This is a genomic window from Nitrogeniibacter mangrovi (assembly GCF_010983895.1).
Taxonomy (GTDB): Bacteria; Pseudomonadota; Gammaproteobacteria; order Burkholderiales; family Rhodocyclaceae; genus Nitrogeniibacter; species Nitrogeniibacter mangrovi.
In genome coordinates, this window is sequence record NZ_CP048836.1 from 1,742,987 (window position 1) to 1,769,183 (window position 26,197).

The following is a 26,197-nucleotide window of genomic DNA, read 5'->3' on the forward strand; positions in this document are numbered from 1 at the left end:
AGACGGCGGTCCCGATGTCCACCCCCGAGCTGCCGCTCGCGCCCGTCGAGACGCCGGCGCAGATCGCGGCGGTGGCGCGCCTGTACGGCGAGCCCATGCTGGCGTTCCCGACCGACCTGTACATCCCGCCCGATGCACTGGAAGTCATCCTCGACGCCTTCGAGGGGCCGCTGGATCTGCTGCTCTACCTGATCCGCAAGGCCAACGTGAACATCCTCGACATTCCCATGGCGCCCCTCACGGCGCAGTATCTGGAATACGTCGAGGCGATGCGCCAGCACAACCTGGAACTGGCGGCCGAATACCTGCTCATGGCGGCCATGCTGCTCGAGATCAAGTCGCGCATGCTGTTGCCTCGCCCCCCGAAGGCCATGGAGGAAGAGGAAGATCCGCGTGCAGAACTGGTACGACGCCTGTTAGACTACGAACAGATGAAGCTGGCTGCGGCCAAGCTCGATGCCATCCCCCGCGTCGATCGTGATTTCGAATGGGTGGGGGTGTTTGTGGCGGAGAAGGTCATCGAACGGCTCCCCGAAGTCAGCCTCCATGACCTTCAGTTGGCCTGGTTGAGGATAGTGCGCCAGGCACGATTGACCCAGCATCACCAGATCAGGAAGGAAGCCCTCTCGGTGCGCGAGCACATGAGCCGGATCCTGCGTACCCTTCAGGGCGGCAGCTACGTGGTGTTCGACACCCTGTTCGAGCCGGCCGAAGGCGCGCCGCATCTGGTGGTCAGTTTTCTGGCGGTGCTCGAACTGGTGAAGGAAAAGCTGGTGCATGTGACGCAGAACACGGCATTTGCACCCATTTACGTCAAGCTGAACGATGCAGGAACCGAGCACGCCTGAGGCGTACAAGCAGATCCTGGAGGCGGCGCTGCTCAGCGCGAGCGTGCCGCGGCCGGTTGCGGTGCTGCGGCGCCTGTTCGCCGAGGATCCCGGGCCCGAGATGGTCCGCAAGCTGCTCGACGAACTGCGCGAGGAATGGCAGGGGCGCAGCGTGGAACTGGTGCAGACGGCCGGTGGCTGGCGCTTCCAGACCCGGGCCGAGCTGCAGGTGTTTCTCGACCGGTTGAAGGACGAGAAGCCGCCGAAGTATTCGCGTGCCGTGCTCGAGACGCTGGCGATCATCGCGTATCGCCAGCCCGTGACGCGAGGTGACATCGAGGAGATCCGTGGGGTCACGGTCTCGACGAATGTCATCAAGACGCTGGAGAGTCGTGGCTGGATCGACGTGGTCGGTCACCGCGACACGCCGGGACGACCGGCCTTGTTGGCGACGACCCGTCGTTTTCTCGACGAGCTGGGTCTGCGCAGCCTGACCGAGCTGCCGCCACTGACTGAAATTGAAAGGATCATGGACCTTGTCGAACTCCCCGAATCCGACAGCACCGACGCGGCGTCCGCGACGGCGCAAACCTCAGAACACTGACGCGGCCGCCAGCGCCGACACGCCCGTGTCGAACGGCGCCGAGGGCGAAGCGCCCGGCCGGCGTCGCCGTGGCGGTGCGCGGCGCAAGAACGGCGAGGGTGCCGCTCCGGGCGGTACGCCAGCCAGCGCGCCCGCGGGGCAGGAGGCGTCCCAGGGCAAGGGGCGCTCGAAGAATCGGAAGAACGCCCGTAAGGGCAACGGCAGTGCCCGCCCGAACGGAAACGGGAATGGAGGCCATCAGCCCAATGGCAATGTTGCGCCCCGCAGCGGTGGCCAGAAGGCCGCCGCCAAGGGAGGCAAGCCCAAGGCCGGGCCGAAGAACGGCGGGCAGAAGGGCGGTGGGCGCAACGTGCCCGACGCTTTCGCGGTGCCCGAACGGCTCAACAAGGCCCTGGCCGCCATCGGCGTTGCCTCGCGGCGTGACATCGAGGAGATGATCATCGCCGGGCGCATCTCGGTGAACGAGATGCCGGCGGGCATCGGCCAGAAGGTGACCCCGACCGATCGTGTGCGTGTCAACGGCAAGCTCGTGCAACTGCGCTTCGAGAAGAAAGTGCCTCGCGTGCTGATCTATCACAAGCCGGAAGGCGAGATCGTCTCGCGGGACGATCCGGAAGGCCGCACGTCCGTTTTCGAAGGGCTGCCGAAGCTGCGTCACGGCCGCTGGATCTCGGTGGGGCGTCTCGATTTCAATACCTCGGGCCTGCTCCTGTTTACCGACGACGGCGCTCTCGCCAACCGTCTCATGCACCCGCGTTACGAAATGGAGCGTGAGTACGCGGTGCGCATCCTCGGCGAACTGACCGAAGAACAGATCAAGCAGCTGACGACCGGTGTGGAGTTGTCGGATGGCGTGGCGAAGTTCATGAGCCTGGAAGACCGCGGGGGCGAGGGGGCCAATCACTGGTATCACGTCATCCTCGCCGAAGGGCGCAACCGCGAAGTGCGCCGCATGTTCGAGGCCATGGAGCTGACCGTCAGCCGTCTGATGCGTGTGCGCTACGGCCCCGTGTTGCTGCCCAGCCGCGTCAAGCGCGGCCAGTTCGAGGACCTGGACGAAGCCCTGGTGTGCCAGCTGGCCGGCATCGAGCCGCCCCAGGGGGGGCAGGGCGATGCCCAGGGGCGCAAGCGTCAGCCGCGAAGCAAATCGAGAAAAACCCGCCGGTGAATTGATTGGCGGACAACGAATGGTTATAATTCAACGGTTTTTGGTGGCCCGCCGGCCACCGAACACCGATTTCCAGTCGAAAACTTCGGGAATGGGCGTGAGCCCATTTTTTTATTTTTGGGCGTAACAAATGGATCTGCACGGTCTGGTCGAACAGGTGGTCAGCGGGTTGGGCTTCGAATTGGTGGACTTCGATACGTCCCCCAAATCGCGGCTGCTGCGCGTGTTCATCGACATCGAGCGCGGCATCACGGTGGATGACTGTGCTGCGGTCAGCAACCAGCTGACCCGGGTCTTCGAGGTCGAGAACGTCGATTACGATCGCCTCGAAGTGTCCTCGCCCGGCCTCGATCGCCCGCTCAAGAAGCCAGCCGATTTCGAGCGCTTCGCGGGCGAGACGATCCAGTTGCGTACCCATCTGCCCATCAACGACGGAAATCAGCGGAATTTTTCGGGGGTGCTGAAAGGCTTCAAGGACGGTAAGGTGTTGCTCGCGCTGGCGCAGGGCGACATCGAGATTCCGTTCGAAGAGGTTGAAAAGGCACGCCTGGTCCCCCAATTTTGAGCTTCGGTCTGGAGGTTTGAACCAATGAGCCGCGAAATCCTGCTGCTTGTCGATGCGCTGGCGCGTGAAAAAAACGTGGAAAAGGATATCGTTTTTGCCGCGCTCGAGTCGGCGCTCGCCTCGGCGACCAAGAAGCGTATCCACGACGATGCCGATGTGCGCGTGTCCATCGACCGCGAGACCGGCGACTACGAGTCGTTCCGTCGCTGGCTGGTGCTGCCCGACGCTGAAGTCGAGAACGACGAGGCCCAGATGGGCATCATCGATGCGCGTGAAGAGGTGGCCGACATCGAGGTGGGTGAATACATCGAGGAAGCCCTCGAACCCATCGATTTCGGCCGTATCGGCGCCCAGGCTGCGAAGCAGGTGATCCTGCAGAAGATCCGTGACGCCGAGCGCGAACAGGTGCTCAACGACTTTCTCGACCGCAAGGAATTCCTCGTCTCCGGCAGCATCAAGCGCATGGAGCGGGGCAACGCCATCATCGAGGTGGGGCGTCTCGAGGCGGTGCTGCCGCGCGACCAGATGATCCAGAAGGAAAACCTGCGCGTGGGCGACCGCGTCAAGGCCTACTTGCTGCGCATCGACCGCAATGCCCGCGGCCCGCAGCTGATCCTGTCGCGCACGGCGCCCGAGTTCCTGGCCAAGCTGTTCGAGCTCGAAGTGCCCGAGATCGAGGACGGTCTGCTGGAGATCAAGGCCTGCGCCCGCGATCCGGGTCTGCGTGCCAAGATCGCCGTGCAGGCGCACGATCAGCGCATCGACCCGATCGGCACCTGCGTCGGTCTGCGGGGCTCCCGCGTGACCGCGGTGCGCAACGAGATCAGCGGCGAGCAGATCGACATTATCGTGTGGTCGCCGGATCCGGCCGAGTTCGTGATCGCGGCGCTGCAGCCGGCGGAAGTCACCTCCATCGTGGTCGATGAGGAAACCCACGCCATGGACGTGGTGGTCGACGAGAACAATCTGGCCATCGCGATCGGCCGGAGCGGCCAGAACGTGAAGCTCGCCTCCGAGCTGACGGGTTGGTCCATCAACCTGATGAGCGAGCAGGAGTCGGCGGAGCGGGCCGATGAAGAGCGCAGCGAACTGCGCAACCTGTTCATGGAACGCCTGGATGTCGACGAGGAAGTCGCCGACATCCTCATCGACGAAGGCTTCACGTCGATGGAAGAGATTGCTTACGTGCCCTTGTCCGAAATGCTCGAGATCGAGGCTTTCGACGAGGACACGGTCAACGAGCTGAGAAATCGTGCGCGTAACGTGCTGCTCACCGAAGCCATCGTGACCGAAGAGCAGCTGGAGAAAGTGGCGGACGACCTGATCGGCCTGGAAGGGATGGAGAAGGAGCTGGCAGCCCAGCTGGCGACTCACGGCATCCACACCCGGGACGATCTGGCCGATCTGGCCACGGATGAGTTGGTGGAAATGACCGGTATCGAAGAAGCGAAAGCGGTCGAGTTGATTACCGAGGCTCGCGCGCACTGGTTCGAGTAAGACGGGGGGATTTAATGGAACAAATGAGCGTCACCCAATTTGCCGGCGAGCTGAAAATGCCGGCAGCCGCGCTGCTCGATCAGTTGAAGAAGGCTGGTGTTGAGATCAGTGGGGCGGACGATACGCTGACGGAACAGGACAAGGCCAAGCTGCTCGAGTACCTGCGTCGCGCCCATGGCGACGACAAACCGAAATCGAAGATCACGCTGACGCGCAAGCAGACCAGCGAGATCAAGGCGACCGACTCGACCGGGCGGGCACGGACCGTGCAGGTCCAGGTGCGCAAGAAGCGCGTGTTCGTCAAGCGCGACGAATTGCTCGCCGAGGCCGATGCCGCCCGCGAAGCGCTCGACGCGGAGCAGGCCGAGATGGTCGAGGCGCCGGTCGAGGAGGCTGTGTCGGCACCGGCGGCCGAAGTGCCGGCCGAGCCGGTACTCGAGGCGCAACCCGAGCCGGTGGTCGAGCCGGAACCTGTCGTCGAGCCGGAACCCGAACCCGAACCCGAGGTGACGGCCGAGGTCGCGTCCGAACCCGAAGCGGTGGAAGAAGCCGACGAGGTGGTCGAAGAGGCCGAAGTCGAGAGCGAGGCCGGCGCCGAGGCGCCGGCGCCCAAGAAGCGGGTGCGTCGCGTTCAGATCAGCGAGTTGCTCAATCCGGAAGAGATCAAGGCGCGCGAGGACGAGTCGCGTCGCCATGCCGAACTGCTGGCCCGTCAGGCCGCGGACCGCAAGGTGCGCGAAGAGCGCGAAGCGGCGGTCCGGGCGGCGGCGGAGCGTGCCAAGGCCGAGGCGGAGCGCGCCAAGGCCGAGCCGGGCGACGCCGCCAAGGGCGCGCACACCCTGCACAAACCGCGCAAGGAAGAAGGCCGAAAGGACGAACGCCGTGCGGACGACAGCAGCAAGCGGCGGACCCTCAAGACCCGCGGCGGCGATACCGGTGGCGATTGGCGTGGCGGCAAGCGTGGTGGTCGCAACCAGCGTCACCAGCGCGAAGCGCAGAACACCAACACCTTCAAAGCCCCGATCGATCCGGTGGTGCACGAGGTGCATGTGCCCGAGACCATCACCGTGGCCGATCTGGCCCACAAGATGGCCATCAAGGCGACCGAGGTCATCAAGGCGCTCATGAAGATGGGCTCCATGGTCACGATCAACCAGGTGCTGGACCAGGAAACGGCGATGATCATCGTCGAGGAAATGGGCCACAAGGCCTTCGCCGCCAAGCTGGACGATCCGGACGCCTTCCTCGAGGACCAGGAAGACACCTCGGATGTGCCCGAGAAGCCCCGCGCGCCGGTGGTGACCGTGATGGGTCACGTCGACCACGGCAAGACCTCGCTGCTCGATTACATCCGGGCGGCAAAGGTGGCTTCCGGCGAGGCCGGCGGCATTACCCAGCACATCGGTGCCTATCACGTCGAGACCGAGAAAGGCATGATCACCTTCCTCGACACCCCGGGTCACGAGGCCTTCACGGCCATGCGTGCGCGCGGTGCCAAGGCCACGGATATCGTGGTGCTGGTGGTGGCCGCGGACGACGGCGTCATGCCGCAGACCCGTGAGGCCATCCACCACGCACAGGCGGCAGGTGTGCCGCTGGTGGTGGCGGTCAACAAGATCGACAAGGAAGCGGCCAACCCCGAACGCGTCAAGCAGGAACTGGTGGCCGAGGGGGTCGTGCCGGAAGAATACGGTGGCGAGGCGATGTTCGTCCCCGTCTCGGCCAAGACCGGCCAGGGCATCGACGATCTGCTCGACGGTATCCTGCTGCAGGCCGAGGTGCTGGAGCTCAAGTCCCAATACGAGACCCCGGCCAAGGGCCTGATCGTGGAAGCCCGCCTCGACAAGGGGCGTGGTGCGGTGGCGACCCTGCTGGTGCAGTCCGGCACCCTGCGCAAGGGCGACGTGCTGCTGGTCGGCGCGACCTTCGGGCGCGTGCGTGCCATGCTGGACGAGAACGGCAACCCGATCGAGGAGGCCGGTCCGTCCATCCCGGTGGAGATCCTCGGTCTGTCGGATGTGCCGGCGGCCGGTGACGAAGCCATCGTGCTGGCCGACGAGCGCAAGGCGCGCGAGATCGCCCTGTTCCGTCAGGGCAAGTTCCGCGACGTCAAGCTGGCCAAACAGCAGGCCGCCAAGCTCGAGAGCATGTTCGAGCAGATGTCCGAGGGCGAAACCAAGACCCTGCCGCTCATCATCAAGGCGGACGTCCAGGGTTCCCAGGAAGCACTCGTGCATGCGCTGCAGAAACTGTCCACGGATGAGGTCCGGGTCAATGTCATCCACGCGGCCGTGGGCGGCATCACGGAATCGGACATCAACCTGGCGCAGGCGTCCGGTGCCGTCGTGATCGGGTTCAACACCCGGGCCGATGCCGGCGCCCGGCGTCTGTCCGAGACCTTCGGTATCGACATTCGCTACTACAACATCATCTACGACGCTGTCGATGAGGTGAAGAACGCCCTGTCCGGCATGCTGGCGCCGGAGAAGCGCGAGGAAATCATCGGTCTGGTCGAGATCCGTCAGGTCTTCACCGTCTCGAAGGTGGGCTCGATCGCGGGTTGTTATGTCCTCGAAGGTCACGTCAAGCGCGACTCCAAGGTGCGTCTGCTGCGCGACAACGTGGTGGTGCACACCGGCGATCTCGATTCGCTCAAGCGCTTCAAGGACGATGTGAAGGAAGTGAAGTCCGGTTTCGAGTGCGGTCTGACCCTGAAGAACTACAACGACATTCAGGAAGGCGACCAGCTGGAAATCTTCGAAGTGCGCGAAGTGGCCCGGAGCCTGTAAGGACCGATCGGTATGCCACGCGACTTTTCACGCGCACAACGGGTCGGAGAGCAGATTCGGCGGGAGTTGGCCGAACTGCTCCGACTCGAGGTCAAGGACCCGCGCGTCGGCTTCATCACCCTCACGGATGTCGAGGTCAGCGCGGACTTCGCCCATGCGAAGGTGTTCTTCACCAGCATGACCGGCCAGGAGGGGCTCGACGAGATCCTCGTCGGGTTGCGACGCGCCTCGGGTTTCCTGCGGCGCGAGCTGGGGCGGCGGATCCGCATCCACCAGACCCCCGAACTGCACTGGCATTACGATGCCTCGGTCGAGCGGGGCATGGCCCTGTCCTCGCTGATCGACAAGGCGGTCGAGGAAGACCGTGCCCGCAGCGGCGACGAGGACGAGCAGGACTGATCGGGTGTCGTCAGATTCAAGATGTTCGCTGCCCTCCGGGGCGGCCCGGCAGGCGAGTGCTCGCGCCAGGCCACTGAAGGAACGTGTCGACGGCGTGTTGCTGCTCGACAAACCGGTGGGCATCAGCTCCAACGCCGCCCTGCAGCGTGCGCGCCGTGCGCTCGGTGCCGCCAAGGCCGGCCATACCGGTACCCTGGATCCGCTCGCCTCCGGCCTGCTGCCGCTGGCGTTCGGCGAGTCCACCAAGTTTTCCCAGAGCCTGCTCGACGCGGATAAGGCCTACGAGGCTGTCGTTTGCCTCGGTGTCTCCACGACCACGGGCGACGCGGAAGGCGAAGTGCTCGCACGCGCGCCGGTAGAGGCCAGCTTCGCTGACGTCGAGGACGCCGCCGCGGGTTTCCGCGGCGAGATCGAGCAGCTGCCGCCGATGTACTCCGCGCTCAAGCATGCCGGCCGGCCATTGTACGAATACGCACGCGAGGGCATCGACATCGAGCGCAAGCGGCGCCGCGTCACCATCTACGATCTGGTCTGCGCGCCGATTGACGCCACCCATTTCCGGATGACAGTGCGCTGCAGCAAGGGCACCTACGTGCGGACCCTGGGCGAGGACATCGGTCACGCCCTGGGGTGCGGCGCCCACCTGAGCGCGCTGCGCCGTACGGCGATCGGCGCTTTCTGCATCGACGAGGCGATCGGGCTCGACGTGGTCGAAGCGGCCGGGCTTGACGCTCGGGCGCATCTGCTCCCGGTCGATGCCCTGATCGGTGAGTTGCCACGCCTCGACTTGAACGACGATGACGCGCGCCGTCTGCTCCACGGGCAGTCGACCGAGCTCGCGCAGGTGGCCGCGGGCCGATACCGGCTCTACGCCGATGATCGCTTCCTCGGGCTCGGGGAAGTGGATGGCGCCGGGGTACTGAGCTCGTGCCGTCTCGTGAGCACGCTGGTGCAAAGCTGAAACCGTACCTCATCAAACCACGCAACGCGCTTGAGTTTGCCATGCGACATCGGTATACTCACGCGTTTTCCGAAGTACCGAATTTAACCAAGAGTAAATAGTAAATGGCTCTCGATACCGCACAAAAAGCGCAGATCGTTGGTGACTACCAGCGCGCGCAGGGCGATACCGGCTCCCCTGAAGTTCAGGTGGCGCTGTTGACGGCCCGCATCAACGGCCTGACCGATCATTTCAAGGCCAACGCAAAAGATCACCACTCCCGCCGCGGGCTGCTGAAAATGGTCAGCCAGCGTCGCAAGCTGCTCGACTACCTGAAGCGGACCAACGCTGACAGCTACCGCACCCTGATCGAGCGTCTCGGTCTGCGCAAGTAATACGGATGGGCGACATGGCGACTGCGACAGCAGCGTCTGTGACCCGTCACGCCCAAGCCGGTGTGTGCCCCAAGGCCACGCCGGCTTTTCGCATTTCCCGATTTCAATCCCTAAGACTGAAAGATCCGGCGGTTATTGTGTGAGCCGCCTCAATTGACCAAAAAGGACAATCCCTTGCCTACCGCTATCAAGAAAACCTTCGCGTACGGTGCTCATACCGTGACGCTCGAGACGGGCGAAGTCGCCCGCCAGGCCAGCGGCGCCGTCATCGTCAACATGGACGATACCGTGGTGCTCGTGACCGTCGTGGCCGCCAAGGAGGCGCGTGCCGGTCAGGATTTCTTCCCGCTGACCGTCGACTACCAGGAAAAGACCTATTCCGCCGGCAAGATCCCCGGTGGCTTCTTCAAGCGTGAAGGCCGCCCCTCCGAGAAGGAGATCCTCACCTGCCGCCTGATCGACCGCCCGATCCGCCCGCTGTTCCCGGAAGGCTTCTATAACGAAGTCCAGGTGATCGCCACGGTGCTGTCGCTCAACCCGGAAATCGATCCCGACATCCCCGCCATGATCGGCGCTTCGGCGGCACTGGCCGTGGCCGGTGTGCCTTTCGACGGCCCGATCGGTGCCTGCCGCGTCGGTTATATCAACGGTGAATATGTCCTCAACCCGACCCTGACCCAGCTCGAGGAAAGCCAGCTGAATCTGGTCGTCGCCGGGACCGAGGCCGCCGTGCTGATGGTCGAATCCGAAGCCAAGGAACTGTCCGAGGACGTGATGCTCGGCTCCGTGGTGTTCGGCCACGAGCAGATGCAGGCGGCCATCAACGCCATCAACGAACTGGTCGAAGTGGCCGGCAAGCCGGCCTGGGACTGGCAGCCGCCGCCGGCCAACGAGGCCCTGATCGCCCGCCTGAAGGAATCCGTGGGCGCCGACATCGAGGCCGCGTTCAACGTGACCAGCAAGCAGGAACGCACCGCCAAGCTCAGCGAGATCCGCAAGAAGGCGATCGAGTTGGTGTGCGACGGTGCCGAAGGCGCACCCACCGACAACGACGTCAAGGACCTGCTGCACGAGATGGAAGCCGCCGTGGTTCGCGGTCGCATCCTCAGTGGCGAGCCGCGTATCGACGGCCGCGACACCCGTACGGTGCGCCCGATCGAGATCCGCACCGGCGTGCTGCCGCGCACCCACGGCTCCGCGCTGTTCACCCGGGGCGAGACCCAGGCGATGGTGGTGGCCACGCTCGGGACCGGCCGCGACGAGCAGATCATCGACGCGCTGGCCGGCGAATACCGTGACCGCTTCCTGCTGCACTACAACTTCCCGCCGTTCTCCACCGGCGAGACCGGCCGCGTCGGTTCGCCCAAGCGCCGCGAGATCGGCCACGGCCGTCTGGCCAAGCGCGCCCTGGTCAACATGCTGCCCAGCGCCGAGGACTTTGCCTACACCGTGCGTGTGGTCTCCGAGATCACCGAATCCAACGGGTCGAGCTCCATGGCCTCGGTGTGCGGTGGCTCCCTGGCCATGATGGACGCCGGCGTGCCGATGAAGAACCACGTGGCCGGCATCGCCATGGGCCTGATCAAGGACGGCAACCGCTTCGCCGTGCTGACCGACATCCTGGGCGACGAGGACCACCTCGGCGACATGGACTTCAAGGTCGCCGGGACCGAAGACGGCGTGACCGCCCTGCAGATGGATATCAAGATCCAGGGCATCACCAAGGAGATCATGCAGGTCGCGCTGGCCCAGGCCAAGGAAGGCCGCATGCACATCCTCGGGCTCATGAAGGGCTCGCTCGACTCGCACCGCGGTGAAGTGTCCGAGTTCGCGCCGCGCATGATCCAGCTGAAGATCAACCCGGAGAAGATCCGCGACGTGATCGGCAAGGGCGGCTCGGTGATCCGTGCGCTGCAGGAAGAGACCGGCACCGTGATCGAAATCGAGGACGATGGCAGCGTGACCATCTCGTCCGTCAGCACCGAAGGCGCCAATGCCGCCAAGGCCAAGATCGAGGAGATCACGGCCGAGGTCGAGGTGGGTCGCGTCTACGACGGCACGGTGGTGCGCATTCTCGACTTCGGCGCGATCGTGAACATCATGCCGGGTCGCGACGGCCTGCTGCACGTGTCCCAGATCGCCAACGAGCGTGTCGAGAAGGTCACCGACTATGTCAATGAAGGCGACCAGATCAAGGTCAAGGTGCTGGAGACGGACGACCGTGGTCGCATCCGCCTGAGCATGAAGGCTCTGCTGGCCGAGAAATCCGAAGGCTGATTGCAGCCCGGGCACAAAAAAGAGGCACCTTCGGGTGCCTCTTTTCGTTGGCGCGCCGGCTTGGCGACGCGTGGGGCGGGGCGGACGCTTACTTGGCGACCTGACGCTCGCGCATTTCCTCGAGGGTCTTGCAGTCGATGCACAGGGTGGCGGTCGGGCGCGCTTCGAGTCGCTTCAGGCCGATCTCGACGCCACAGCTGTCGCAGAAGCCGTATTCACCCGAGTTGATGCGCCCCAGGGCTTCGTCGATCTTCTTGATCAGCTTGCGCTCGCGGTCGCGGTTACGCAGTTCGAGCGCGATGTCGGACTCCTGGCTCGCGCGGTCGTTCGGATCGGCGAACACCGTGGCCTCGTCCTGCATGGTGTGCACCGTCCGCTCGATATCGTCCATGAGCTCGAGCTTGAGCGAGGACAGAATCTCGCGGAAATGGTCCAGCTGCTTCTCGCTCATGTACTCTTCGCCCTTGGCGGGAACATAGGCGGGAAACTGCTTGTGCAGAGTGTCGTCAGCCATGCTTTGTGATTCCGAGTAGGTGAAGGCGATTTAATAGCAGAAAGCGCCATATGCCGCAAGTCGCGGGGCTTCTACGGCGTTTTTGCGGCGGCGTTCGAATGCGTTTGACGCTCTGAAAGTGAATGTGTAGAATCTGCGCCTTCTCGGGGTGTAGCGCAGTCCGGTAGCGCGCTTGCTTTGGGAGCAAGATGTCGGGGGTTCGAATCCCTCCACCCCGACCAGCTCACCCCGATTGCCCGAGCGGAATCTGCCCGTAGCTCAATTGGATAGAGCACCGGCCTTCTAAGCCGGGGGTTGCAGGTTCGATCCCTGCCGGGCAGGCCAAAGGTTTGTTGAATGTGGCGCAAGCGGCATTCCCAGAACGGCGGCGGCATTAGCTCAGTTGGTAGAGCATTGGATTGTGATTCCAAGGGTCACCGGTTCGAAACCGGTATGTCGCCCCAAGCAACAAGGAACGCCCTGAAGCATGTGCTTCAGGGCGTTTTTCTTGGTCAGTCCCTGAGCGCCTCCTCGACGAAATCCAGCCGGTCCTGGCCCCAGAAGAGTTGTTCGCCGATCACGCAGGTCGGTACACCGAAGACACCCGCCTCGATGGCCTGTTTTGTGTTGTCGGCCAATATGGTGTCGAATCGGGCGTCCTTGGCCTGATCGAGGAGCAGGGCCGGCAGGCCCTCCGCGGCGAGGATCTCGCCCAGCACCGCCTCGTCCGCCAGATTGTGGTTCTGTACCCAGATCGCGGCGCCGAAGGCTTCGGCCAGCGCCAGTGCGTCATGGCCGGCTTCCTCGGCGGCCAGCACCGTGCCGACGGCGCGGCGTTCGTCGACCGGAAAGAAGCTCGGTTCCGGGTTGAGCGGCACCCCCAGGCGCCGTGCCCAGCGCGCCAGCTCCTGAAGCCGGTAAGCGCGCCGTTGCGCGGAGCGCTTGGCGAGCGGGAGGCCGCCCGTCGCCTCCAGCAACGGCCCCATCTGGACCGGTTTCAGACTGATCTGAGCGCCGGTGCGGTGCAGGATGTCGGGGAGCTGGGTGGCGGCAAGAAAGCTCCACGGCGAGTTGAGGATGAAGTAGTAGTCGAACGCCTTGCTCATGATGTCTCCTCCGGCGGGCCTGCCTTCAGCGTAGCAGTTCGGGCGCGTCGCCGCATCGTAGGGTCGATGGCGTGTCAGCGCCCTTTGGCGCCGCCTTTCAGATCCGCCGAGGCCTGTTTGATCATGGCGGCCAGGGCGGAGCGTCGCGCTTCGAGCCGCTTGGTGTCGGCCGCCCAGGTCTTGGCGGCGGCGTCGACGGCCTGTTGCAGTCCGGGCGCGTTGGCCAGGGCGGCTTTGATCTGGCGGTCCTTGGCCAGGGCGGTCTGGGTCTTCAGATCGGCCTGGGCCTGTTCGATCCGGGTGGTCAGCCGGGCGTCGGCTGCGGCCAGCGCATCGCCAATGGCGTCGGCGATCTGGGCGTCGGGGTTTTCCAGGCTGCGGTTGGTCTTGGGGCGCAGTTCCGGCAGATCGGGGACGCGCACGATGGCCCCTTCGGGCACGGTGCGCAGGTCGGCCAGCTGCGGGTTGGCCTTGAGGATGGCGGCGGCTGCGGTCTCGCGCTGTTTGGGGGTGAGGCGGACGTACATCTTGTCCGCGATGTCGGCGACGGTCTTTTCGCCGCGGAAGGTGGCAATGGGCATGGCGCTCTCCTCAGGTGCCGATGATGTTGGTGAGCAGCGGGTCCGCCGGCACGGGCGCGCCGCCGGGCACGCGGATGTTGCCGGTGCTGGTGTTGCCCATGACGATGGCCCGCTGCTGGCCCGGATGCAGGTGCAGGGTGTCGGCGTCGCCCGGCGCGATGAGACGGTTGTTGCTCGCGGTGAGCGTGCGGGCGGCGAACTGACCGATGAGCGGCGCCTTGCCGCCGCCGCTCATCTCGCAGGCATTGTCGGCGAACAGCAGGTGGTCCACGTTGGCGCATTCGCCCAGGCGCTCGCCCAGCAGTTCGCCGCGCAGCCGGTTGCCGCGGATGGACAGGTCCGGCCGGGCGACCGGCAGGGCGACCAGACGGTTGAGCGTGAGCAGGTAGCTCGTCTCGGCCGCTTCGAACGCCGTGGCGAAGCCCAGATGCGCCACCCCGCCCAGCGCCGGCCGGGTGATGCGGATCGCCTGCCAGTCGGCGGGGACGAGGTTCTGGCCCGCGTCGGCGCGACGGTCCACCTGGTTGTCGTCGATGGCCAGGCGGTCGAAGGGCGGGCGCACCCGGATCGCGGTGACCGGGCCGGCGCTGCGATCCGGGCCGATGCCGAACAGCCGGTTGCCGTCGACGCTCAGTGCATCGACCCCCACCGCGCGGATCGCATCCACCGCCGGTGCGGCGGTGGCGTTGCGGGCCACCCGGCCCAGGGTGTTGCCGCGCACGTCGCCGCGTTGCACCCGGGTGAGTTGGATGGCGGCATAGGCGTCGTTGCCGCCGGTCACCGCCTGGCCGATATCGAGGCATTGGTTGGAGGACAGGGTGAGCGTCGCGATGGAGGCGGCCTCGCTCATCACGAACACCCCCAGGCCGATGGCGTCGATCTGGTTGTCCTGGATCAGCGCGCTGCCCACCGCCTGGGTCTGGCGGATGGCGTTGCCCTGCAGGTTGCGCAGGCGGTTGGCGCGGATGCGCACGGTGTCGATGGCTACCGGGTCGAGGCCTTCGACCAGGGCGATGCCGTCGCCGCTGCGCTCGCCCAGCCCGGCGATCTCGTTGCCTTCGATGGTGAGCCCGTCCACCCCCGCCTGGATACCGTCGCCGGTGGTGTAGAGGGTGTTGTCGCGGATGTCGAAGGCCGAGCCGGGTAGCACCGCGCCGGTGGCGACGATGGCGCTGCGGTTGCCGTTGAGCATGAGGTTGCCGCCCACCTGCGTGGTGCCGTAGTGCAGGCTGGTGTCGCCGAAATGCACCGCGCTCTGGCTGCAGAAGAACAGGTTGCGCCGTATCCGCAGCTCGCCGGTGAGGGTGTAGTTCGCCCCCTCGGTGGCCAGGGCGCCGATGCCCCGTTCGGCCACGATGGCGCAGTCGCTCACGCTCACGCCGAGTACGCTCCCCGACAGGCCGATGCCGAGGCTGGTGCCGTCGCCCACCGCGAAACCGAGCACGTTGATGTGCTCGCAGCGCAGATCCACGGTGGTGCGCGCGGCGATCATGGGGGTGAAGCCCGAATTGCTGCCCGAGCCGATCAGGGTCAGGTTCTGCAGAGCGATGCCGCTGGTATCGGCGATGTCGACGAGCCCGCCGGTCTGGCGGGCCTGGAGGATGGTCGCCCAGCCCTGGCCACGGATGCGCAGGGAGCGGCCGTCGTGGATGTTGAGGGGGGTGTCGATGGCGTAGCTGCCGATGCCCAGGCAGACGGTGCCGCCGCTGTCCTTGATGCCGTCGATGGCCTGCTGGAGGGTGTGGGTGCCGTTGTTGTGGTCCTCGGCGCTCACGCACACGGTGCAGTCGCAGCCGCCGCCGTCGGCGATCGGCGGCCACAGGGTGCGGCAGTCGGTCTCGCCGTCGGGCAGGTCGACCACGGCCAGGCGGGCGTAGTGGTGGTGGATACCCAGCGGCGGCGCCGCATCGAGGATCTCCACGCTGGCATCGGTGGTGCGCGCGGCAACCACCCAGTAGTCACCGCTGTGAAACGCGCCGTTCGCCTCCGCCAGAGTGAATTCCACCACGATGCCGTCCTCGAGGAACAGGCGGGTGCCGGCGGGGGGAATCTCGATCTCGCCGGTGGCGCCGAGGGCATTGAGGTCGGCCACCACGGTGCCGTCTTCCTGGTGGATCTCGCCCGCCTGATCCCAGCGGCGCACGCGGGTGTTGCGCAGCGCGTCGGTGGCGTCCTGGCCGTCGGTGGGGAACAGGCCTGCCGTCAGCGGTGCTTCGAAGGTAAGCGTGCGCGCGACCGGGTCGACGCCCTGGCTGGGGCTGATCCGGCGCAGCTCGCCGGGCTGCCCGTGCAGTTCGCGCCAGTCGTCGGTCACCTCCACCCAGTCGCCGGCATGGAAGCTCAGCACCTCGTCACGGCCGATGCTCTCGACGGTGATGGTGGTGCGGGCGCTGTCGATGTGGGTGACGCGGGAGGCCACGCTGGCGTTGTCGCGCGACCACTTGAAGGTGGCCGTGCCGAGCGCGCCGCCGGTATGCACCTCGACCCGGTAGAGCTGGTTTTCCAGGCCCCGATAACCGGCCGCCGGGGCGATCCGGCACGGGTCCGGCTCGAAGCTCGGGGTGGCGGTGCCGGTGCTCAGGCGGGCGGCCGAGGGGGCGGTGGCGGCCTGCCAGCCGGGGATGTCCGCGTCCGCAGTGGCGCAGCTGATGTCGCCCACGTCCTCGAGCAGCTTGACCTGCCACACGGTCTGCAAGCGGCCGGTGCTGTCCACGCCGACGGCCGGTTCGACCAGCGCCGGGTCTTCCACCGCGGTGATGTCCCGCTGCCACACGTCCACATAGACCAGATGGCGGCCACTCTGAGGCACGGCGGGGGGATCGGGAAGATAGGGCTGGGCGGTGTAGTCGAGCGCGGTGGTGCCCGCCAGCTCGGCCAGGGTCGGGTCCCAGGCATCGGGCGCGCCGCCGTGGTTTTCGGCCAGCAGCCCGTCCACGTACATGCGCCCGGGGCCGATGGTGAGCGCCCCGCCGGCCGCGTCGATGTGGAAGCCGTCCGGGGTGGTGCGCGGCACCACGCTGCCATTGAAGGTGTCCACCGTGCCGGCCTGGATGCGCCGGGCCAGTTGGGCCACCCATTCGTTCCAGTCGGCGTCCAGCTGGACCCGGCCCTGCTGCATGACGACGCCGAGAAAGTCCCGGCGGGCGTCGAAGCGGATGCGGCTCAGATCGAAACTCATGATGCGGACTCCTCCCTTACGATTCGTAGAAAATGCCGGCGTGCAGGCCCACCCGCAGGTATTCGGCGAGGCGGATGTTCAGGTTGGTTTCGCGCTGCGCACCGTGCAGCTGATGAAAGACGCCCATCTCGCTCTCGTCGTCGGCCCCGCGCAGGATCGGCGCCGGGGTGCTGCCGGCCAGTTGGCCGTAGGCCGGCGTGCCGTAGCGCAGGGACGAAAAATGCGGGGCGATCCGGCCTGCCGTGGCGGCCGAGTCGGGCTGGCAGCGATGCCGGGCCGGGACGATGGAGGCGAACGGCAGCCACGAGAAACGCACGCAGCCGACCTGCTTGCGCCGCGTGCGCACCGGCGCCGTCCAGCTGTCGCCGGCGGCCAGCGCCGCCAGCAGAATGCTGTTGGAGACCAGCTCGAACTGGGTCGCATGGATCTTGCCGACGACCGTGCTGGCCACCACCGACAGCGTGCCGCCGGGCGCGTCGCCATCGGCCGCGGCGAAGGCGGGCAGGGTGGTGTCATTGGCATCGACGAGACTGTCGCCGATGCGCATGGCGGCATGTGTGTGGACCCGCAGCGCACCGGTGATGCAGGCGTCCACGCTGGCTTCGACGCCGGCAATGTCGATGAGCACGCTGACCGCGCCCGGCTGGGTCGGCGCGCCGTCGGCCGTCAGGCGGCGGCCCGGCACCAGGGTGCAGTGGATCAGATCGAGGCGGCCGAGCGCGTTGGTGCCGGTGTCGGGCACTTCGAGCCCGGCGCCGGTGATCAGCAGGCCGTTGAGCGTGCATGCGCTGTTGGCGGCGCCGGTGACGCTGAGGCCGCCGAGGTCGAGCACCGGGCGATGGCCGTTGGCCGCGCGGATCTCCACATGGCCGTCGGCCGCCACCGTGATGTCCAGGGTCTCGGTGTAGCGGTCGTTGTCGCGGATCTCGACCACCCCGTCGCCGGCGATGGCGCCGAGGGCGCTGGTGATGTCGGCGAACTCCGCCGCGCTCGGGTCGGCGGCGCTGACGGTGACCACGGTGGTGCTGTCTTCCGGCGTGGGCAGGGCATCGCCGCGCTCGTATTCGCCGCCGCCGATGTCCGCCGCAAAGCCTTCGTGCCAGGTCACCCGGACTTCGGCCGGATCGGCGGCGTCGGCGGGCAGGGCGATGCGGCCCAGCGCCGGGTCGATGGCGTAGGTGCCGTCGGCCGGGGGCGTGTGCGCCCAGCTGCCGCCGTCGTCGCCCAGATGGCACACGCGGATGGCGCTGCGCTCGATCTCGACGCCGTCCACCCACAGCACCAGGCTCGGATGGGCGTTGTCGATGGGCTCGCCGGCGCCGGGGCGGGCCGCGTAGTAGCGCGGCAGGCGTTCGTCCAGGCGGCGGCGCGACAGGGGCAGGGGCACGTTGTCCGGTTCGGCCAGGTGGGTGATGTCGTCTTCGGCCTGCGGGCAGTTGTACAGCGGCAGGTCATGCCCCAGCGGGCTGAAGCGGTAGCGGCGCGGCCCGTCGCGCAGGGCCGGGGCGAAGGTGCGCGAGTACGCCTGGATGCGCCACAGGTGCAGGCCGATGTTGGGAATGTTGTGCCGGCCCCGGCGCGATTCGATGCGGCGCACATCGACGCTGCGGTTGGCCGACTCGAAGGCGGTGCCGATCCATTCGAGCGCGGCGCCCTGGCGCAGGTCGGGGCTGTGATGGTTGAAGCGCCGGACGTGGTTCATGTACTGCGTGGTGCACAGGCGCTGGAAGTACTCGACCGCGCGGGCGTCCCAGTCGGTGACGTCGCGGGCCAGCTGTTCGAGCACCAGGGCCGTGCCCTTGCGCCGGCGCAGGGCGATGGTGTGGGCCACCTCGGCGCGGGGGCTGGCAATGCGCGGGCTGACGCTGTGCAGGCTGCGATAGCCGATCAGGTCGCCGATGTAGGGCACCACCCAGTCGGCACAGGTCTCGATGAACAGATCGTCGTAGCACTGGGCGAGACTCTCCTCGGCGATCTCGATCTGCTCGGCGAGCACCGCCATGAGCGCTTCGAGCGGGCCGCGTTCGAGCCCCTGCGCCTGCGCCAGCTCGGCATCGCGGATGCGGTGGATGGCCGGCAGCAGTTCGAACAGGTCGCGGGCGTTGTCTTTCATGGCATGAGCTCCAGCGCGATGCCTGGCTCGGCCAGGGTGAGCAGCTCGGCCGCGGCGGGCAGCGCGGTGAGCGAGGCGACCGGCAGCGCGGCGAACAGGCGGGCATTCGGTTCGGCGGGTGTGCCGCTGCGATACAGCTGGCTCACATGCGCCGCCACCACGCCGTCCACCGCCTGCGCCACGGCGGCCACTTCGTCGATGGACACGGTCTGGCCGAAGGCGCGGCGGGCGAAGCCGAAATGGGCGTTCAGTGCCGCCTCGATTGCCGCGAGCACCGTTTCCTGCGCATGGGCCGGGTCCACCTTCACCGCGATGCGGGTGCGGAAGCGGGCATCGATGTAATTCGCCAGCCGGATCGGCACCAGTGGGTCGCCGTACTCGGTGAGCGCGTCGAGCAGATGGGTGTAGGTGGCGCTCGTCGTCGGCACCGGGGCGCCATCGACGCCGGCGATGGTGATGAACACGCCGCGCGCCGGGCCGGCCGGAATCCACAGCGCGTGCGCCTTGTCGATGCCGGCGAAGGCGCGGGCGAAGTCGGCGTAGTCGGTGATGGATACCGCGCGATCGAGGGTGAGCACCGTCAGCGGCGCGTTGTCGCGCGCCTTGTCCAGGGTCTCGGCGTCCTCGCCGCCAGTGGCGGCCTCGGGGTTGAGCACCTCGCTCACCCCCAGCGGGCGGCTGAGCAGGGTGGTGAGCTTGCCGGCGGCCACGTTGCCCGCCACGCCCAGGCCCTTGCGGTAGCGGGCGCGCACGTTGCTGCTGCCGCCGGGCAGGCGCGCACCCTCGACGCCGTCGCCGAAGCGGACGGTGGTGATCGCCGCGTCGTCCTGGGCGGTGTCGAAGACATGGGCGTGCGCCGCGGCGTCGTACAGGGTGTCGGCCTCCTCCCAGCGGATGTCGCCGACCCGAACCGCCAGCGTGGACGCACGGCCGCTGGGGGTGGCGGCGCTCACGTAGGTGAGCGGGGCCTGGGCGAGCCGGAAGTGCTGGTTCGCCCGGCTGCCGTCCCCGTCGCCGAGAATGGCCTCCACCGTCTCGCCATGGGTGGCCGGCGCCACGTTGGCATTGACCGTGGTGCCCAGGCGCACATAGACGTGGCGCGTGGCCTCGGCCAGCTGCACCGTGGTGCGGTCGCGGGTGTGGGTGATGGCATCGAGGCCCTTGGCGATGAACGCGATCTCGCGCACGGTCTCGTCGTCCTCATGGGCGGCCTCCAGCGCGATGTCGTCGCCATGCAGCGTGGCGGTGCCGACGGCGCCGTCGCGGTCGCGCAGCTTCAGGCGCAGGCGCAACGCCCCGTTGCCGATCGCGGCGACGAAGTCCTCCGGCGCGAGGGTGTAGGGGGTGTAGAACACCAGAATCTTGGGACCGAGCGGTTTCAGCGTGAACGCGGTGCTCGGGCCCGGGCCGATACGGCCGGCGAGCCTCAGGCTGATGGGTTGATAGCGCAGGAGGCCGAAGATCAGCGGTGCCGGCACCAGTTTGACCGGCGCTTCGACGAGTTCCAGGGTGTCGCCGCCGGTGAGGGTGCGGGTGCTGCCGTCGTCGCCCTGCCAGTTCAGCGCCACGACGCCGCGTGCGAGGCGGATGCGCTGGCGCGTGCCGCTCAGGGCGATGGCCTGGCCGGGGGCGAGCCCGTCCACCGGGTGATCGAGCGCCAGGGTCTGGCCGTAGACCGGCGCCGCCAGCGGCTCGCGGGCCAGCGCGAGCGCGTCGCTCTGCACATGGACCGCCAGGGTGCGCGGCGCGTGTTCGAATTCGCCCGGCAGGCGCCCGCCGGGCAACTCGCCGCTGAGCTTGAGGCGCGTGGTCTGGCCCGCGAGCAGGTATTCGGCGCGGCTGGCCACGCCGGCCTCGACGATGCGATACAGCTCCACCGAATGCGGCACCGAGAGCAACGCCCAGCCCTCGGCGATCACCTTGTCGTCCACCGGCATGATGTCGATGGTGTCGGGGCTGCGCACGAGCGGCTGACGCTTGCCGGTGACGGCGACGAAGTTGCCCATCAGGGCCGCGTCCACCTGGGTGATGATGGCCTGGTAGGCGCTGAGCGCGCCATGACGCGGGGCGTTGGCGAGCGCCTCGGCGTTATCGGCCATCGCCATCAGCGGCGTGCCGATCTCGACCGCGGATTGCAGGTTTGCCGGCAGCATGGCTTCGATCTGCGTCAGCGCCGCGTCGCTGGCCAGGGCGGCAGGTGGCGTGCCGCCCGCGCGCGTCACCCCCACACCGGCGAAATGGCGCGCGATGGCGGCCAGCGCCTCGGGCGTTTCGGGGGCCAGGCCGGCGGGCAACTGTTGGGCCAGCATCACCGCGGTGCCCACCAGGGCCGCCACGTCCGCCGCTGCCGCCGCGCCCAGGGTGGCCTCGGCGGCCAGGCGGGTGCGCGCGGTCACCGCCGAGGCGTCGTCGCCGAGGGACTGCAGGGCGTCGGCCGGGTTGAGCACGCCGGCGGCGTCGGCCACCGTGGAGGGCGCGTTGAAGACCATGTCTCCGGCCGCGCCGGCGACGGCGCCGGGCAGGTTGGCGGCCAGGTCGCCGATGACCTCGGTCATGGGGCGATCGCCCGTGTCCTGCACCGCGCCGAGCATGGTGTGCACCCGCTGGGTGACTTCGTTGGCCGCCAGTTGCGCCACATCGGCCATGGCCCGGGCGCTGTCCGAGGCGAGGCTGAAGGCATGGCTGGCCAGATCGTGGCCGGCCATGACCACGCCGGTGCCGGCCAGGGCGGCCTGCTGCATGGCCTGGGCGGCGGCCGTCTGCGCCGCGCTGGTGGCGGCCTGGGCGACCTGCGCCAGGGTCGGCGTCATGAGCTGACTGACGATGACCCCGCTGCCGCCGCGCCGCTCCGGATAGACCGGCGCCAGGGCGCTGAAGTCGGGCCATTCGGCGGCGTCGTACTCGCTCTGGGCATCGCCGGGGGCATCGACGCCCAGGTAGCCGAGCTTGGCCTCCTTGCCGAGCACCTTCCAATCGGGCGCGTTGGCGCCGAACACCGCGGTGCGCTTGCGGAAGGTGTAGAGGCGCACCGCCGTGTCGGCGGGCAGCACGAAGGGCTTGGTGTGCCCGAGGCCGGTCTGCCAGGCGACGCGGGTGAGCTTGCGCGTGGTGTCGATGTCGATGCGTGCGATGGTGCGCACGTCCCAGCGTTCGTCCTGGGGGTCGGCCTCGTGCGCGGCGCCGACGATGAGGAGCAGATCACCCACCGCCAGGCCGGCATCGGTGCCGTCCAGCCACAGGCTCGTGTCGCCGAAAGCGGGGATGCGCGCCACGCTCTGCTGCACGGGGATGGCGTTCCACTCGGCACGGGCCGGCACCGCCTCGACGGTCTCGAAGGTCTGCGCCTGTTCGTCCTGGCCGGGCACGCTCTGCACCTTGGTGCCGACCGGCAGCACGATCGGATCGAGGGCGACGCCGGGCACGCTCTTGAGGGTGAACGCCAGGTGGGTGGCCGCGGCGACGCCCGGCGCCGGCCGGTAGCCGATGAGGCGGGCCATGTCGATCACCGAGCGGCGCTCGGTGGCGGTGCGCAGGTAGTGCTCCTGGGTGTAGCGCTCGGTGTAGAAGGCGAGGATGTCGAGGGTGCTGGCTAGGGCGTCGGCGATGGCGAGGCTGAAGTCGCTGGCGTCGCGGGTGCCGAGCGCGGCCAGGGCCGGGGTGTCGGTGCTCGACAGGCGGGCGCGCATGCTCTCGAGGAAGTCGCCATGGCGACCGACCCGGTAGGCGATCTGGTCGAGCCCGGGCGGGTTGCTCACAGGCGCCGGGGTGCTGGCGTCGATGCCGGCGCAGCATCCGCAGTCGGATCGGGCGCGGGAGGAGCTCATCATTTGCCTCCGTGCAGGTTCAGGCGCAGCACGCCGTGCTCGGGGAAGTTCGGATCGTTGTCGAGGCGGGCGATCTCCAGCCGCGCCAGGGGCAGGAAGCCCTGCGCCAGCGGCACCGGATCGTCCTGCCCCTGGCGCTGGAACACGGTCACCTGCACCGAGTCGACCCCGGCCACGGTGCGGGCGGCGGCGTAGAGCGGGCTCAGGAACACGGTCTGGCCGAAGCTGAAGTTGTCCGCATGGAACAGGCCGCGGGTGCCGTCGGCGCGGATCCGGCTGCCGAGCACGTCGAGCAGGCCCTGGCGCACGTCGCTGCGGAAATAGGCGGGGCTCACGCACACCTCCAGTTCGATTTCCAGCGATACGTACTGCGGATCGTTCACCGCCAGGTCGTGGCCGGCCATGCGGTAGCGATCCAGGTGGGTGACCACGGTGTCGGCGAACTCGGGCGTGACCGGCGCGCCGCCGTCGCGGTCGACGGTGGTGAACACCGTGTGCCAGCTGCCGGTCCAGCGCAGGCGGGCGGCGGCCCGCTGCACGCCGTCGAGCCGCTCGGTGACTGCGGCGTAGTCGGCCGGCGTGACCGCGCGCTCCTGCACGCGGAAGGCGTGGGGCGCCCGGCGGCGTACCTGGGCGGCGGTTTCCGGCGCGGTGCCGCCGGTGGCCGGCAGGGGGTTGCGCACCGCGTCGATCTGGCCGAGGGCGGTCAGCGCATGGGCGATGCTGTCGGCGCCCACGTTGCCCTCCGGCCCGTTGCCGACCCGGTAGTCGGCCTCGAACACGGTGCCCGCGTCGGGCCGCTGGCCGAGCACATCGTCGCCGAAGCGCAGGGCGGCGGTGCCGTCGGCTTCGGTCTCGAGCACGAAGTGGCGATCGGTGGCGTGGCTGGAGAGCAGGTCGCGGGCCGCGGTCCAGGGCGCTTCGGAGGCAGCGTTGAGGGTGACCACGGGCACCGCGTCGGCGGTGCGCCAGCGCAGCGCGGCGTGGGCTGGGGCGGTGGCGTCGAAGGCGACCCGCTCGCTACGCGTCACGCCGTCTTCCACCGTGTGCCGCAGCACCGTGCCCTGGTGGGTGACCGGGCCCTCGGCGAGCGTCGGCGCAAAGCGCGGCGGCAGCGGTTCCGGCGCGCGGCGCTGGCAGCTGTCGGTGCCGGTGGCCGGGTAGTGCAGGCGCGCCGCCGGCACCTCGCCGAGCGCCTCGCCGACGCGGGTTTCACCATGGTCCACCAACAGGTTATTGCCCAGCGCGATGCTCACGTTTTCGATCAGCAGGCTGCCGTGGGCTTCGTCGGTCTCGGCGGACAGGCACAGCGGGAAGGGCAGCGCGTCGTCGTCATGCCAGGCGATTTCGGTGATCGGGTGTACGGTGCCGTCGTCCGGGTCGGGCAGCGGATCGACCAGGGGTTCGGGCGGTGCGCCTTCACTCTCGGGCGGCATGAACGCGCGCACGCCGGTGAGCCGCACCGGGTGGCGATGGGCGGGGTCGGCGTCGCCGGGCTCGCCGGTGCGCGGCCCGAGCACTTCCTCGAAGATGAGCACGTCGCCGATGGCCAGCTCCGGCCAGTGGCCGCGCAGGGTGGCGGCGGTGGCACCCCGCGGCAGGCAGCACTTGTTGTCGCCCCAGGTGTAGACATCGAAGCGGTTGTGCTCGGCGCGCAGGGTGAGGCCGTGCATGGGTTCGAACACCAGCGCGCGGGCCTGGCGGGCGGCGCGCTCGGCCGCCGAGGCGGGCGTGATCACCGCCGGCAGTGTGGGCACGCGGGTGAGGAAGCGGATGTCGGCGGGCAGGTCGAAGGCCGGGCCGGAGACGTCCACATGCAGCCAGCCGCGGGCATTGCAGCCCTCGTGCATGCGGTAGTCCACCAGCAAGGCATGGCGGCGCAGGCTGGTGCGCTTGCGCGCGGTGTGCAGATAGGCCTCGGTGGTGATGGCGTCGAGCTGGTAGTGCTTGAGGTCGCCCACATAGGCGATCAGCTCGCCCAGGGTGGTGGCCAGGTCGGCCGGGCTGCGATCGCGCCAACCGGGCATCTGCTGGCTGAGGCGATCCATGATCAGCCGCCGCAGGCTGGCGTAGTCGCGCGCGAGGTAGTTCAGGTCGGGGGCGGGGGGCGGCTCGGTGGGGCAGTCGTGCACCGGCGCGCAGTCGAAGTCGCTGGGGCATTCGACCTTGAAGCGGAAGTCCACCGCCGACAGGCGCGGGTCGAAGTCGGCCAGCGGCGCGTCGTTGTCCGGCCCCCGGCTCAGGCGCAGGCGGTAGGTGGAGAAGTCGCCCGTCGCGTCGGTGCGCACCAGCAGCACGTTGGCCGCATCCGGCAGCGCGGTGTAGAAGTCGCGCTCGGCATTGGGCAGGGGGGCGGGCGGGGCGTCGGCGGGGGCGACCCAGTCGATGCCGATGTGGCGGATGCGCTCGCCGCCGGTGATGGCGACGTTGGCGTCGGTGATGTCGCCGGGCACCGGCTTGAGCAGGCGCACCAGCAGGGTCTGCTGGCGTGGCGCGGTGGGCGGGGCGTCCAGGTCCAGCACCTCGAGCCAGTCGATGCCGTTGAGCGTCGCGTCGGCATCGACCGCGGCGCGGCGGTTCTCCTCGCAGCAGGTATAGCGGGCGGTCATGCGCCACCTCCTTGTACGAAGGTGTCGGTCTGGCGGGTGTCGCTGCGGCGGATGCGGTAGGTGACCGCTACCGACAGGCGCGCTTCGACCGCCTCGACCTGCACCGCTTCGACGGTGATCAGATCGGCCAGCCATTGCTGCAGTGCGCTCTGGACGAGGAACTGGGTGGTCGCCGCCAGCTCCGGGCTGTTGGGCGCGAACACCAGCTCGCGCAGGCCGCTGCCGAACTCGGGCCGCATCACCCGTTCGCCCGGCGCGGTGAACAACACCTGCTCGATGAGCCCGCGGATCCAGGTGGCCTCGTCGGCCTCGCGGGTGCGGCCGCGGCCGTCGAACTGGTAGGGGAAGTGCACACGTGTGGTCATGGTCAACTCCCGATCGCCCGGGTCTGCGCCTGCACCGGCACCATGGGCGTGCCGTTGGGCGTGCACACCGACTGGCTGTCCATGAGCACCAGGGGCTGGCCGTTGGAGAAGAGGCGGGTGGCGGCGACGATCCATTGCCCGGTGACGCAGGGCAGGGGATTGGTGCCGGTGGTGAACGGGCAGCCCGCGATCACGTAGGGGCCGCTCAGGGTCACCGTCGGCTGGCCGCTCACCAGCACGCGCGGATTGGGCACCGTGGGCGTGGCCGTGCCGCCGTGGGTGCATAGCACGGTGGCGCCGACATGGAGGAGCGGGCCGGGCATTTTCAAGGGCCCCCACGCTCACTGCGTTCGCTGCCCCCCGAGGGGGCCGCGTCCGCCCTTGGGGCGGCCCTGCGGGCGGACGGTCCGGAACGAAGCGGTTGACCGGATAAGCGCAGCGCCATCCGGTGGGTAAGGCCCACGTCG

General features: G+C 68.1%; 19 protein-coding genes and 3 tRNA genes. 13 read left to right on the top strand and 9 right to left on the bottom strand.

The genetic code is table 11. From position 1 onward, the window contains the following. Positions 1-14 precede the first annotated feature (14 nt). The 10 genes from G3580_RS08000 (at position 15) to pnp (ending at position 11,461) form a co-directional block, all read left to right on the top strand. Entirely contained in the window at positions 15-848 is an 834-nt protein-coding gene (locus G3580_RS08000; RefSeq protein ID WP_173764758.1) for a segregation and condensation protein A, read from the top strand. Further along, positions 826-1,431, top strand: a complete 606-nt coding sequence (scpB, locus tag G3580_RS08005; RefSeq protein ID WP_173764759.1) for an SMC-Scp complex subunit ScpB — start codon at positions 826-828, stop codon at positions 1,429-1,431. The genes G3580_RS08000 and scpB overlap by 23 nt, the downstream gene beginning before the upstream one ends. A gap of 25 nt (positions 1,432-1,456) precedes the next feature. After that, positions 1,457-2,599, top strand: a complete 1,143-nt coding sequence (locus G3580_RS08010; RefSeq protein ID WP_173764760.1) for a pseudouridine synthase — start codon at positions 1,457-1,459, stop codon at positions 2,597-2,599. Between the two features lie 130 nt (positions 2,600-2,729). Beyond that, positions 2,730-3,164 carry a ribosome maturation factor RimP gene (gene rimP, locus G3580_RS08015; protein WP_173764761.1) on the top strand — a complete coding sequence of 145 codons (435 nt, stop codon included), beginning with the start codon at positions 2,730-2,732 and terminating at the stop codon, positions 3,162-3,164. Positions 3,165-3,188: 24 nt separating this feature from the next. Continuing rightward, the gene (gene nusA / locus G3580_RS08020; protein ID WP_173764762.1) at positions 3,189-4,661 is read left to right on the top strand and encodes a transcription termination factor NusA; all 1,473 of its coding nucleotides are present in this window, start codon (positions 3,189-3,191) and stop codon (positions 4,659-4,661) included. A gap of 14 nt (positions 4,662-4,675) precedes the next feature. Next, on the top strand, positions 4,676-7,450 hold the full coding sequence (gene infB, locus G3580_RS08025; protein ID WP_173764763.1) for a translation initiation factor IF-2: 2,775 nt from the start codon (positions 4,676-4,678) through the stop codon (positions 7,448-7,450). 12 nt (positions 7,451-7,462) lie between these two features. Then, a complete protein-coding gene (gene rbfA / locus G3580_RS08030; protein WP_173764764.1) occupies positions 7,463-7,849 on the top strand; it encodes a 30S ribosome-binding factor RbfA in 387 nt (128 codons plus the stop codon). Between the two features lie 94 nt (positions 7,850-7,943). After that, positions 7,944-8,810: a tRNA pseudouridine(55) synthase TruB gene (truB, locus tag G3580_RS08035; protein ID WP_228720807.1), complete on the top strand. Its 867-nt coding sequence runs from the start codon at positions 7,944-7,946 to the stop codon at positions 8,808-8,810. Between the two features lie 104 nt (positions 8,811-8,914). Next, complete coding sequence (rpsO, locus tag G3580_RS08040; RefSeq protein WP_173764765.1) at positions 8,915-9,184, top strand: 30S ribosomal protein S15; 270 nt, start codon at positions 8,915-8,917, stop codon at positions 9,182-9,184. Positions 9,185-9,358: 174 nt separating this feature from the next. Continuing rightward, positions 9,359-11,461 carry a polyribonucleotide nucleotidyltransferase gene (gene pnp / locus G3580_RS08045; protein WP_173764766.1) on the top strand — a complete coding sequence of 701 codons (2,103 nt, stop codon included), beginning with the start codon at positions 9,359-9,361 and terminating at the stop codon, positions 11,459-11,461. An 88-nt stretch (positions 11,462-11,549) separates the two neighbouring features. Here the strand turns inward: pnp and dksA are convergent, their stop codons facing one another. Further along, positions 11,550-11,975: an RNA polymerase-binding protein DksA gene (gene dksA, locus G3580_RS08050; RefSeq protein WP_173764767.1), complete on the bottom strand. Its 426-nt coding sequence runs from the start codon at positions 11,973-11,975 to the stop codon at positions 11,550-11,552. Positions 11,976-12,119: 144 nt separating this feature from the next. On the opposite strand from dksA, the gene G3580_RS08055 reads away from it, so the two are divergent. The 3 genes from G3580_RS08055 to G3580_RS08065 all read left to right on the top strand — a co-directional run bounded on the left by G3580_RS08055 (position 12,120) and on the right by G3580_RS08065 (position 12,418). Further along, a tRNA-Pro gene (locus G3580_RS08055) sits at positions 12,120-12,196 on the top strand. A gap of 26 nt (positions 12,197-12,222) precedes the next feature. Next, positions 12,223-12,299 (top strand) — tRNA-Arg (locus G3580_RS08060). Between the two features lie 43 nt (positions 12,300-12,342). Next, positions 12,343-12,418: transfer RNA gene (locus G3580_RS08065), tRNA-His, on the top strand. A gap of 48 nt (positions 12,419-12,466) precedes the next feature. On the opposite strand, the gene G3580_RS08070 is transcribed toward G3580_RS08065, so the two are convergent. The 8 genes from G3580_RS08070 to G3580_RS08105 form a co-directional block, all read right to left on the bottom strand. Then, the gene (locus tag G3580_RS08070; protein ID WP_173764768.1) at positions 12,467-13,060 is read right to left on the bottom strand and encodes a 2-hydroxychromene-2-carboxylate isomerase; all 594 of its coding nucleotides are present in this window, start codon (positions 13,058-13,060) and stop codon (positions 12,467-12,469) included. Between the two features lie 74 nt (positions 13,061-13,134). Next, positions 13,135-13,641, bottom strand: coding sequence for a tail protein X (locus tag G3580_RS08075; protein ID WP_173764769.1), 507 nt, complete (start codon positions 13,639-13,641; stop codon positions 13,135-13,137). A 10-nt stretch (positions 13,642-13,651) separates the two neighbouring features. Next, complete coding sequence (locus G3580_RS08080; RefSeq protein WP_173764770.1) at positions 13,652-16,819, bottom strand: DUF6519 domain-containing protein; 3,168 nt, start codon at positions 16,817-16,819, stop codon at positions 13,652-13,654. A gap of 16 nt (positions 16,820-16,835) precedes the next feature. Beyond that, a complete protein-coding gene (locus G3580_RS08085; RefSeq protein ID WP_173764771.1) occupies positions 16,836-18,932 on the bottom strand; it encodes a hypothetical protein in 2,097 nt (698 codons plus the stop codon). Next, positions 18,929-22,756, bottom strand: coding sequence for a putative baseplate assembly protein (locus tag G3580_RS08090; RefSeq protein WP_228720808.1), 3,828 nt, complete (start codon positions 22,754-22,756; stop codon positions 18,929-18,931). Before G3580_RS08090 ends, G3580_RS08085 begins: the two co-directional genes overlap by 4 nt. Then, positions 22,756-25,365 (bottom strand): putative baseplate assembly protein, encoded by a 2,610-nt coding sequence (locus G3580_RS08095; RefSeq protein ID WP_173764772.1) that lies wholly within the window; start codon positions 25,363-25,365, stop codon positions 22,756-22,758. Before G3580_RS08095 ends, G3580_RS08090 begins: the two co-directional genes overlap by 1 nt. Beyond that, positions 25,362-25,730 carry a GPW/gp25 family protein gene (locus G3580_RS08100; RefSeq protein ID WP_173764773.1) on the bottom strand — a complete coding sequence of 123 codons (369 nt, stop codon included), beginning with the start codon at positions 25,728-25,730 and terminating at the stop codon, positions 25,362-25,364. Before G3580_RS08100 ends, G3580_RS08095 begins: the two co-directional genes overlap by 4 nt. A gap of 2 nt (positions 25,731-25,732) precedes the next feature. Then, entirely contained in the window at positions 25,733-26,053 is a 321-nt protein-coding gene (locus G3580_RS08105; RefSeq protein ID WP_173764774.1) for a hypothetical protein, read from the bottom strand. Between the last annotated feature and the right edge of the window lie 144 nt (positions 26,054-26,197).

Excerpts from the sequence above, each read along its gene's own strand:
- G3580_RS08000 (WP_173764758.1), top strand. The coding sequence starts at position 15 with ATGTCCACCCCCGAGCTGCCGCTCGCGCCCGTCGAGACGCCGGCGCAG.
- infB (WP_173764763.1), top strand. The coding sequence starts at position 4,676 with ATGGAACAAATGAGCGTCACCCAATTTGCCGGCGAGCTGAAAATGCCG.
- scpB (WP_173764759.1), top strand. The coding sequence starts at position 826 with ATGCAGGAACCGAGCACGCCTGAGGCGTACAAGCAGATCCTGGAGGCG.
- G3580_RS08090 (WP_228720808.1), bottom strand. The coding sequence starts at position 22,756 with ATGAGCTCCTCCCGCGCCCGATCCGACTGCGGATGCTGCGCCGGCATC.
- G3580_RS08095 (WP_173764772.1), bottom strand. The coding sequence starts at position 25,365 with ATGACCGCCCGCTATACCTGCTGCGAGGAGAACCGCCGCGCCGCGGTC.
- G3580_RS08105 (WP_173764774.1), bottom strand. The coding sequence starts at position 26,053 with ATGCCCGGCCCGCTCCTCCATGTCGGCGCCACCGTGCTATGCACCCAC.
- G3580_RS08075 (WP_173764769.1), bottom strand. The coding sequence starts at position 13,641 with ATGCCCATTGCCACCTTCCGCGGCGAAAAGACCGTCGCCGACATCGCG.
- rimP (WP_173764761.1), top strand. The coding sequence starts at position 2,730 with ATGGATCTGCACGGTCTGGTCGAACAGGTGGTCAGCGGGTTGGGCTTC.
- G3580_RS08085 (WP_173764771.1), bottom strand. The coding sequence starts at position 18,932 with ATGAAAGACAACGCCCGCGACCTGTTCGAACTGCTGCCGGCCATCCAC.
- G3580_RS08100 (WP_173764773.1), bottom strand. The coding sequence starts at position 25,730 with ATGACCACACGTGTGCACTTCCCCTACCAGTTCGACGGCCGCGGCCGC.
- rbfA (WP_173764764.1), top strand. The coding sequence starts at position 7,463 with ATGCCACGCGACTTTTCACGCGCACAACGGGTCGGAGAGCAGATTCGG.
- G3580_RS08070 (WP_173764768.1), bottom strand. The coding sequence starts at position 13,060 with ATGAGCAAGGCGTTCGACTACTACTTCATCCTCAACTCGCCGTGGAGC.
- G3580_RS08080 (WP_173764770.1), bottom strand. The coding sequence starts at position 16,819 with ATGAGTTTCGATCTGAGCCGCATCCGCTTCGACGCCCGCCGGGACTTT.
- dksA (WP_173764767.1), bottom strand. The coding sequence starts at position 11,975 with ATGGCTGACGACACTCTGCACAAGCAGTTTCCCGCCTATGTTCCCGCC.
- rpsO (WP_173764765.1), top strand. The coding sequence starts at position 8,915 with ATGGCTCTCGATACCGCACAAAAAGCGCAGATCGTTGGTGACTACCAG.
- nusA (WP_173764762.1), top strand. The coding sequence starts at position 3,189 with ATGAGCCGCGAAATCCTGCTGCTTGTCGATGCGCTGGCGCGTGAAAAA.